At 74.6% G+C, this 2694-nt stretch carries 2 protein-coding genes; one reads left to right on the top strand and one right to left on the bottom strand.

The genetic code is table 11. The annotated features are described in order from the left end of the window. Window positions 1-111 precede the first annotated feature (111 nt). Window positions 112-960 carry a molybdate ABC transporter substrate-binding protein gene (gene modA / locus ACFC1F_RS08610; protein WP_376156618.1) on the bottom strand — a complete coding sequence of 283 codons (849 nt, stop codon included), beginning with the start codon at window positions 958-960 and terminating at the stop codon, window positions 112-114. Window positions 961-1450: 490 nt separating this feature from the next. On the opposite strand from modA, the gene ACFC1F_RS08605 reads away from it, so the two are divergent. After that, window positions 1451-2518: an RNA ligase (ATP) gene (locus tag ACFC1F_RS08605; RefSeq protein WP_209409314.1), complete on the top strand. Its 1068-nt coding sequence runs from the start codon at window positions 1451-1453 to the stop codon at window positions 2516-2518. Window positions 2519-2694: the final 176 nt, after the last annotated feature.

The raw sequence follows: 2694 nt of genomic DNA, 5'->3' as shown, positions 1-2694 counted from the left end.
GCGGCGCGGCGTGCCGCGGGCGCGCGGGCGGGGGCGCCGCCCCGCCCCCCGGGCGGGGCGGCGCCCCCCGTGGCGCCCCCCCCCCCCCCCCCGACCGGGTGGTGCGACGGCTCACGGTGCCTGGAACCCCGCCGTGGTCAGCACCTGCTGCGCCTCGGGCGACTGGATGTAGGCGACGAAGGCCGCGGCGCCGTCCTTGTTGGGGGCCTTGGCGAGCGCGGCGATCGGGTAGTCGTTCACGGCCTTGCCGGCCTCGGGGAAGTCCACGCCGTCGATCTTCGCAGCATCGGCCTTCACATCGGTCTTGTAGACCAGCGACGCGTCGACCTCGCCGAGCTCGACCTTGGTCAGCGCGCCCTTGACGTCCTGCTCCAGGGTGACCGGCGTGAGGTCGACGGCGGCCGCCTTGAGCGCCGTCTGGGCGGCGGCGCCGCACGGCACCTCCTTGGCGCACAGCGCGACCTTGACGCCCGGGGCCGCGAGGTCCTTGAGGGCGGCGACGTGCTTGGGGTTGCCCTTGGGGACGGCGATGGTGAGCGTGTTCCTGACGAAGGTCCTGGGCTCGCCGGTGGCGCCGCCCGCGTCGGTGACCGTCTTCATGGTGGCCGGGCTGGCGGCGGCGAAGACGTCGGCCGGGGCACCGGAGTTGATGCTGGTGGCGAGGCTGGAGCTGCCGCCGAAGTTGAACTTGACCTTGGCGCCGGGGTTGGCGGCCTCGAACTTCTTGCCGAGGTCGGTGAAGCTCTCCTTGAGGGAGGCCGCGGCGAACACGGTGATGTCGCCGGTGGCCTTCGGGGCGGCGGCGTCGCCGGTGGCGGCGCCCGTCGGCGCGGTGCTCGTGGAGGTCCCGGACGCCTTGGTGCCGCCGTCGCTGCCGCAGGCGGTGACCCCGAGGCTGAGGGCGAGGGCCGCAGCGGCGGCGACGGCGAGTCTGCGGGGGTGGGTGGTGCGGGTGCTCATCGGTCTTCCCCTCCTGGGCGCGCCGGAAGGGGCGCGGGGACGCTGCCGCAGCTGCGGCCGTTATGGCGATCATAGTGCCGCAAATACCAGCGGAAAATCGTCTGTCACATCGCACAGGCGAGCAGTGCCGACGGTCGCCGGCCGACTGTCGGAAGGCTCAACACCGGGCGCGGGCCGCTCCGTCGCGGCCGGTCGGTTCCGCGCCCGCCGCCGGCTCCGCGTGCTGCCCGCCGCCGGCCCGCGTAGTGCTCGCCGCCGGCGCCTTGCCGCGTCCGCCGCCGACCCGCGCAGTGCTCGCTGCCGGCGCCTTGCCGCGTCCGCCGCCGGCCCGGCCGTGGCGCTGACCGGCGGAAAACCCTTCGCGCACGGGTGCCCCGAGGCGCCAGAGTGGTCGCCGTCCGTACGCATTCCGGTCGCGGGAGCGACCCGTGCGCACGACCTGTACGCATCGCCGGCCGACCGGCCGGGCCGAAGGGGGAGGAGCACACCCATGTCCACACTGCGCGTCACCGCCGAGCGGCTGATCATCCTGGCCCATCCGAACGCGGACGCCCTCGAACTCGCCCAGGTCGGCCTCTACCGTGCGGTGGTCGCCAAGGGCGCGTACCGGACCGGGGACCATGCCGTGTACATCCCCGAACAGGCCGTGCTGCCCGCCGAGCTGATCGAGGAGCTCGGCCTGACCGGACGGCTGGCCGGGAGCAAGGCCGACCGGGTCAAGGCGGTCCGGCTGCGCGGCGAGCTGTCGCAGGGCATCGTCTGCCGGCCCGGCGCGCTGGCCGGGACCGACCTGGCGGCCGCCGCCGAGAGCGGTGAGGACTTCGCCGAACTGCTGGGCGTCACCAAGTGGCGGCCGCCGATCCCCACCTCCATGAACGGCGAGGTGGTCCGCGCGCCCGACCTGCTGCCCTGGGTGGACATCGAGAACCTCAAGCGGTTCCCCGGGATCTTCGAGCCCGGCGAGCCGGTCGTGCTGACCGAGAAGCTGCACGGCAGCTGCTGCCTGGTCACCTACCACGCCGCCACCGGCGAGGTGCAGGTCTCGTCCAAGGGCATCGGCGCCCAGGGGCTGGCCCTGGCCGAGGACGAGCACAACCTCTACTGGCGGGCGGTACGCGCCCACGGCATACCGGAGGTGGCCGCCCGGCTGGCGGAGCGGCTCGGCGCCGAGCGGGTCGGCGTCTTCGGCGAGGTCTTCGGCGCGGGGGTGCAGGACCTCACCTACGGCGAGTCCGGCCGCACCGAGCTCCCCGGCTACGCCGCGTTCGACGTCTCGGCGGTGGTGGAGGGGCAGCTGCGCTGGCTGCCGGCCGCCGAACTGCTGGACGGCGAGCTGCCGGTGGTGCCCGAGCTGTGGCGCGGGCCGTTCGATCCGGACACCGCGCTGGCGTTCGCCCAGGGGCGCGAGACCGTCTCCGGGCGCGAACTGCACGTTCGCGAGGGCGTGGTGATCCGCCCGGTCACCGAGCGCTGGAGCCCGGTGGTGGGCGGCCGGGCGATCGCCAAGGTGGTCGGCGACGCCTACCTGACGCGCAAGGGCGGCACCGAGTACGAGTGACCGGGCCGCCTCCGACGGATCCGGCGGGCCGGTGGAGCGGGAGCAGGGCAGGGCAGGGCGGGGCGTCGTGCGACGGGGCGGGCGCGGGGAAACCCCCGCCCCCCCCCGGCGCCCCCCAAAACCAATAAAAAAACTCCGTTTCAATTGTGGGTGGCCCCAGGGGGTGGCCCCCAAGA

Origin of the sequence: Kitasatospora sp. NPDC056181 (genome assembly GCF_042266225.1) — a bacterium.
GTDB lineage: Bacteria > Actinomycetota > Actinomycetes > Streptomycetales > Streptomycetaceae > Kitasatospora.
This window is presented reverse-complemented; position numbering and strand designations above follow the sequence as displayed.